Below are 5,880 nucleotides of genomic sequence, written 5' to 3'. Positions count from 1 at the left end.
CTTCGGTGTGATTTTCATATTGGCCCGGTTGACTTTAATCGAGTACTGTTTTTGTACGGGAGTCGCTCCGGGAGCCCACTCCTCAGCCGGAAGGGATACCGTCACCAGGATGTTGTTTTCGCCGAACTGCAGGGGGACTTCGGCTGCTTCTCCCGCTTTCACCGCGGTACCATTAACCTGAACGGTTGTAACAGCATCGCCGGCCACTTTTTCTGGGGTTACTTTCACGCTTTTGACGCTGTTTTCTACATACAGGGCGTAGTTTGTCTGCAGCGGGTCGAAGGCCGGAGTGAGCTGCAGGGGTATGTCAGCGGAACTATCGCCGCTTACTCCTTGCAGGGTTATATTCTTCAGGGGGAAATCCAGTTCAATGGTCGCCCTTATACTATTTTCCTGGGAAGTGATTTCCGTGGATCCACCCGGAAAACCTGGAGGGGCGAGGGCTATTGCCGAAATCTTGATAGGACCGTATCCGCGACTTAGCAAAAACGGCCGGGGTACGAAGCAGCCGATTACACCATCCATATTGCTGAAATAGGGTACTCCTGCGACGGTTACTTTTTTGCCCGCCAGGGGTTTACCGCTGTTCTTATCTTTGACTTCCAGTCTGAGATAACTGCACCAAGCGAGAGAAGAACGTTCTTGAATAAGCTCGGCCCAAACGTCCTTGGCTGTGTCACCGCCCCGGGTTGCAATTACCGTGGGTCTGCCATCGACGTAAATTTTCCCGCCGCCCCCCAGGCCTGCCGCGTCTTTGCCGCCTGTGGCAAAAACGGAGCCGCCGCTGATGGTGATTGGTCCGGGAGTAAGGTCTATGTTTCCGCCGCCAAACATGCTGTAAATTGCTTTCAATGATCCCATACCGGTCCTGCCGATACCGGCTGAATCAGGTCCGCCCTGGGCGACTACGATCCCGTCCTTGATGGTCAGGCTGTCGCCTGGAAAGACTACAATGCCGGAGCCGCCCCCTTCTTCTTTGGCGGAGGAAGAAAATAGGCTATCAAGGATACCAAGGCCAGAGGATAAGACTTGACCTAAGGCTTCTGCAGCCTCCTCCGGAGCTCCTCCTTCGGCCAAGGCTTTAGTCATCTCATCTATCTGATCACCCAGAATCTTAGAAGGGGACAAGTCTGGATATAAATCAACAGGCGCGTTGCCCACGGCGAACACCAAGCCGCCGTTGATCACGGCGGAAACTCCGCTTAAGCCGGCGCCCCGGTCGTTTATGGCGCTGACGGTTCCACCGTTGATCTCGATTCGGCTGCCTGGATAGCCGCGTTATCTATATAATCTGCAGAGCTTCCGCGGGCTGTAACCTTACCGCCGTTGATGGTCAGTCTGCCTAAGAAATTCTGTCGATAATCAGTTAATTTGGAAGAAAAACTATAATACTTCATTCCGCTCATAGCGGATATACCGGGGTAGTTGTCGGCAGATGCTGTAACGGAGCCACCGTTGATAACAATGGTTTCTCCCGGTAAAATCAAAGATCTGTTTCCCGCAAGTTGTTGCACTGAGGAAGGTCCATTCAGCCACATGCCTCCCAAATTACCTCTATTGCCGATTCCCGGGCAGTGTTTTGCATGGCTTATGGCCGTAACCTCGCCGCCATTTATGGTAACGGCGCCGGTCAGATCGCCGAGGCCTACCCCGTTGGAGCCGCCGGTAGCGGTAATAGTGCCGCCGTTAATGCTCACAGAACCGCTGAAAAATCCTGAGTTTCCGCCGATACCGGGACCCTTTTCACCACCCAGGGCCGACAGGCAGGCGTTGGCGTCGCTTAGGCTGGCTGCCTTATCAATAATCAAATGTACCCCGTCACCCACACGTACGCCGGCTCCCCCGCTGCCGCCGGTCAGACTGCAAACGCCGCTGACGAGCAGCTTGTCCGTACGGGAGTAAGGCGCGGGCTGGTCAGCGTTGCTTTTGTTAAAGGGCCAAATGTCATAGTTGATGCCCGGCACATTGCCAAAATCGATGGCGGATTTGCCCTCCGGCGCGCTGAGTTTCAGGTTCTCAACGGTAAGTTCAAATGGCCTGGACCTGGGGGCGATGACAATGCTGACCTCCGCCAGCGTCTTGCCGTCTGGAGAGCCAATCACCTTTACTTTAGAAGCGATGGGGACAATCGTGATTATGCCTTTATAACCGTTACTCAGCTGGTAGTTCCATCTGCTATCAAAGTGTCACCGGATCGGATCAGCGTTGCCCCGGTCAGTGAGTTGACGGCGAGGGCTTTTCCCGGCGCAATAGGGCTGAACAGCAGCAACGCTGCCAATAGCAGGGTCAGAATTTTCTTTTTCAGGTTGGTTCCGGGCGTCAGGATCATTTTACTCACTCCTCTTCTCTCTTTATGCAGTCAAATTTCATCGGATAGTTATATCAGGGCTATCATCCCGGCAGCAGAGGTATGATGCTTGTTTCGCCCGGGACCGGCCCGGGCCAGCATATGGCCTTTTCCTCCAGCGTGAAATCCTTGAAGCGGCTTAAATCTTCCAGACTGGAGAAAGGCAGGGTCCTGATCAGCTCTTTCATATTGAAGATGATCTTGTTGCCGCGCTCGAATTCCACCAGCAGGGTATAGTCATCATTGGGCGTAACCTTGAGTATATTACTCATCCAGTGAAACCCCCTTCCGGATTTGGAGGACGTTTCGGGCAGAACGAATCCGCCTTCCGGGCGATCATGGTTATCGTTTTAGATTGACGCGTCGCTGTGCTCCTCGCAACGACAGTAAGGTTGTTCCCGAAGGTAATCCTTTATTGTGTCATTGCGAGCACAGCGAAGCAATCTTTCGCCGGTTTTGCAGCAATGACAGGGCGGCGGCGCTGCCGCTGGCGATACCCCCTGGAGCGGCCTGCCGCGCCTCGTTAACACTTATCCACAAACCTAACGGAAAGTATACTTTCCTGCACATTAAAAAATCCCCCATACTAATAAGTATGGAGGATGATTTTTGATTCCGGTATCTACCGAACGGTATATTTTTTAATCTCCTGTTGTTCCGCTGCCCGCTTCTGCATCATATGTTTTGGAGGTATCAATACTGATTGTACCTGTTTTTTCATCCCAGGCCACACTGAAATCAAGAGCTTTGGCAATATCCCGCAGCTTGAAATAGTTATACCCGCCTATGTTGTATGCAGCAAGCTGAATCTCCCGGCCGTCCAGATATATTCTTGAGCCGGTTATTACCGCTGCCTTTTGGATTGGCGTTTCTGATACTGATAGTTCTCCGCCGGCGGGCGTGTACGCCTTATTGGCCGTGAGGCTGAAAGTGTTGTTGGTCCCGTCCCAGCTTACTTCAAATTGTTTTTCGGTACCGTTTAAGGCCATGGCGATATCTCTGAGTTTGAAGTAGTTGTTGTCATTGATGGTATAAGCTTCAAGGGTCATTGCTCTCCCGTTCATTAAGACCTTGCCTGCGGCGGGCTTTACTGCCAAGGAGGGCGCTTCGGCCTTATTCATAGCTTCTGTTGTTTTAGATGAAGCAGGCAGCAGGTTTAACTGTGAGGGCGTTTTGACCTTGTTCATGGCTTCCCTCGGGAAGGGGGATGAATAGATGCTGCCCAGGTTTATTTCGTCACCCCATGCCCATAAACTGCCGTCGGCTTTGACTGCGTAGTTGGTGTGCTGCTTTGAGGAAACATAAACGACATTATCCAGTATTTTTTCAGGCGTACAATTATATCCTTTTTTTTCTGCGAAACCTTTTACCCCCTGTCCCCATGACCAAAGGCTGCCGTCCTTTTTTATAGCCAGGCTGTGACAGGTGCCTGCGGCGACCGAAACTACATCCTCCATGATCTTTACAGGCACTGTGCTGTCTTTATTCGTACCGTCACCCAATCCTCCGCCATAGTTGCTCCCCCATGCCCAGAGCGAACCGTCTTTTTTTACCGCCAGCGTATGAAAAGTACCCTCTGCTGCTGTTACTACCTCGTCCATAACTTTTACGGGCTTAGTATGCGCCATTGTTGTCCCGTCGCCAATTTCACCGGAAGCGTTGTCTCCCCACATGAAAAGGCTTCGTCCGCTTTTAACGCCAGTATGTTTGACCCTCCGGCTGAAACGAGTACAACATTGTCCATTACTTTGACGGGTTTGGGTTGTGACACTGTACCGTCGCCGATCAGATACTCCCCGCTTTTCTTATCGCCCCCGAAGGCCCAAAGCGTCCCGTCATTCTTGATGACATAGGAATAAACACCGTTTGCCGCGACCGAAGCCGCGCCGTCCATGATTTTATTAGGCGTTTCGCTGTAATATTCCTTGACGGAGCCGTTCATATCAGACGTTTGCCCCTCCCGGCTTAAACCGAGCTGCCCATAGGTGTTACTGCCCCATCCCAAAAGGCTTCCGTCGGATTTTACCGCCAGGCTGTGCATTGACCCGGCTGCCACGGATACTGCGTCATCCATGATTTTAACAGGTGTGGCAAGGTTGTCGCCGGTACTGTTGCCAAGCTGATACTGATAATTATATCCCCAGCCCCAAAGCGTTCCGTCATTCATTATCGCAAGGCTATGGCCGGACCCCCCGGTTGAAACGGGAATACCTGTTACGGGAACTGCCGCTTGTGCTGTAGAAAACAATGAAAAGAACAGAGCCGTGCATATCAGAGCGGATATAAGTTTCTTCCCTTGCATGTAAATACCTCCTGCTTGATTAGAATTGGACTAAATATATTGGTCAATACCTGAAATTCTAATCGATAACTTTAACTGCCAGTACGTTTGTCGTTATATAATTTCCGAGACGATCTGTTACCCTCACAGTCACAGGCGCATAAACTCCCGTGGCTGCCGTACCGGTAATTGTACCGTCACTGTTGAGAATAAGCTCGCCCGGCATGGCGCCCGAAGCGAGAGTGAATGTATATGGGCCTCCCGCACCGCCGGACGCAACAATTTTATTATCATCACTCGACAGGCGAAACTCTATATCTGTGACGAAGTTGATTGTTATCATGGGATAAACATTCACGGTGATGGTTTTGGGCATTGTGCCGGCCGAATTGGTTGCAGTGAGCGTAACTGTATACGTTCCTTCATTGAGGCCGGACGGAATGGTCAGCGTAGTCCCGGCAAAGGTCGCGTTGGCGGTATTGGGTTTATCCGTGCTGATGCCGTAGGTCGGCGCCGGGGAGCCGCCGAAGGTATACGCCTGGTCTTTGCTGCCATAGCCTTCCAGAAGATTGATAGTATCCGGCCCATCGATGGTCGGCGAAGTCGCGGCCGGGCTCACGTTCACGGTAATGGTTTTGGTTTTCGTGCCTTCCGAATTGGTGGCATAAAGTGTTACTTCATACGAGCCGGCACTGAGGCCTGCCGGAATGGTCAGCGTAGTCCCGGCAAAGGTCGCGTTGGCTGTATTGGGTTTATCCGTGCTGATGCCGCAGGTCGGCATCGGGCAGCCGCCGAAGGTATACGCCTGGTCTTTGCTGTCGCCTTCCGTAAGGTCGATGGTATCCGGCCCATCGATGGTCGGCGAAGTCGGAGTCGTGGCCGGGCTCACGTTCACGGTAATGGTTTTGGTTTTCGTGCCTTCCGAATTGGTGGCAAAAAGCGTCACTTCATACGAGCCGGCACTGAGGCCTGCCGGAATGGTCAGCGTAGTCCCGGCAAAGGTCGCGTTGGCTGTATTGGGTTTATCCGTGCTGATGCCGCAGGTCGGCATCGGGTAGCCGCCGAAGGTATACGCCTGGTCTTTGCTGTCGCCTTCCGTAAGGTCGATAGTATCCGGCCCGGTAATATACGGCCAGCTAGGCCGCTGTATGTGTATGGACGAATCACTGGATAACTCTAGACGTACACCCCACCATGCGTAGAGTGTCATGTCCTCCGTCACTATATCGTTGGCAAAATCCCATTTCTTCCC

At 52.4% G+C, this 5,880-nt stretch carries 8 protein-coding genes; all 8 read right to left on the bottom strand.

Going from position 1 to position 5,880, the window contains the following annotated elements:
• Window positions 1-1,188 (bottom strand): cadherin-like beta sandwich domain-containing protein (locus tag JCM14374_RS12575; RefSeq protein ID WP_172674230.1); only part of this gene is annotated, 1,188 nt, incomplete at its 3' end.
• Window positions 1,189-1,223: 35 nt separating this feature from the next.
• Entirely contained in the window at window positions 1,224-2,102 is an 879-nt protein-coding gene (locus JCM14374_RS12570; protein WP_054698072.1) for a hypothetical protein, read from the bottom strand.
• 53 nt (window positions 2,103-2,155) lie between these two features.
• Window positions 2,156-2,338, bottom strand: coding sequence for a hypothetical protein (locus JCM14374_RS13695; protein ID WP_157049120.1), 183 nt, complete (start codon window positions 2,336-2,338; stop codon window positions 2,156-2,158).
• A 53-nt stretch (window positions 2,339-2,391) separates the two neighbouring features.
• Window positions 2,392-2,619, bottom strand: a complete 228-nt coding sequence (locus tag JCM14374_RS12565; protein ID WP_054698069.1) for a DUF2442 domain-containing protein — start codon at window positions 2,617-2,619, stop codon at window positions 2,392-2,394.
• A 148-nt stretch (window positions 2,620-2,767) separates the two neighbouring features.
• On the bottom strand, window positions 2,768-2,917 hold the full coding sequence (locus tag JCM14374_RS13690) for a hypothetical protein (protein ID WP_157049119.1): 150 nt from the start codon (window positions 2,915-2,917) through the stop codon (window positions 2,768-2,770).
• A gap of 71 nt (window positions 2,918-2,988) precedes the next feature.
• The gene (locus tag JCM14374_RS12560) at window positions 2,989-3,975 is read right to left on the bottom strand and encodes a stalk domain-containing protein (RefSeq protein ID WP_054698067.1); all 987 of its coding nucleotides are present in this window, start codon (window positions 3,973-3,975) and stop codon (window positions 2,989-2,991) included.
• A complete protein-coding gene (locus JCM14374_RS12555) occupies window positions 3,954-4,649 on the bottom strand; it encodes an RCC1 domain-containing protein (RefSeq protein ID WP_054698064.1) in 696 nt (231 codons plus the stop codon). Before JCM14374_RS12555 ends, JCM14374_RS12560 begins: the two co-directional genes overlap by 22 nt.
• Window positions 4,650-4,707: 58 nt before the next feature.
• Window positions 4,708-5,880: putative Ig domain-containing protein (locus JCM14374_RS12550; protein ID WP_207641634.1), on the bottom strand; the 1,173-nt coding region annotated here is incomplete at its 5' end.

It is taken from the genome of Syntrophomonas palmitatica JCM 14374, from assembly GCF_001311885.1.
GTDB lineage: Bacteria > Bacillota > Syntrophomonadia > Syntrophomonadales > Syntrophomonadaceae > Syntrophomonas_A > Syntrophomonas_A palmitatica.
Note: the sequence above shows the minus strand (reverse complement) of the source record. Positions and strands in the feature narration are given on the sequence as shown.